1 protein-coding gene is annotated in these 551 nt (G+C 51.5%); it reads right to left on the reverse strand.

Annotation, left to right across the window (positions count from 1 at the left end; translation table 11 throughout):
* Positions 1–551 (reverse strand): DUF932 domain-containing protein (locus HFD97_RS22010; RefSeq protein ID WP_167434918.1); only part of this gene is annotated, 551 nt, incomplete at both ends.

Below are 551 nucleotides of genomic sequence, written 5' to 3' on the forward strand. Positions count from 1 at the left end.
TCCTGCACGATATTAAACGCGGTCCACAGGTCGGTGCCTTTGTCATACCAGGCACGCGGCTGAATAATACGCTCAGCGGATACCGGCGGCTCTTTTCCGTCATATTTATATTCCAGCGCCAGCTGCCCCAGCAGGCGGCGTTCTTCGCTGTTAACCTGAATACCTTTCATCATGCCGATATTATTTTCAACCTTATCGAACACGCCCAGCACCTCATAAGCGCCTTCAATAACCTGCGACACAATATCACCTTTGTGCGGCACGCTGATTTCACCAAATGATTTCCAGCACACCAGGCCATTCGTGCAGACCTGCCGGAAAATACACGGGATCATCTTATAACTGCTGGAGCCGTCATGGCTGTTAAGCAATACAATTTCCGGCACCTCTTCGCCGCCGTTGTTATTTCCACGGCGCAGGCGGATCATGTGTTTGGTAAATTCACGGCGCTCCGGATCGCGCACGCGCGACTGGCTGGCAAAAAAGGGCTCAAATCCTTCTTCACGCAGTTTATCCAGCAGGGTAATGGTCGGAATATAGGTATAACGCTC

It is taken from the genome of Pantoea sp. EKM103V (assembly GCF_011800365.1).
Classification (GTDB): Bacteria; Pseudomonadota; Gammaproteobacteria; order Enterobacterales; family Enterobacteriaceae; genus Pantoea; species Pantoea anthophila.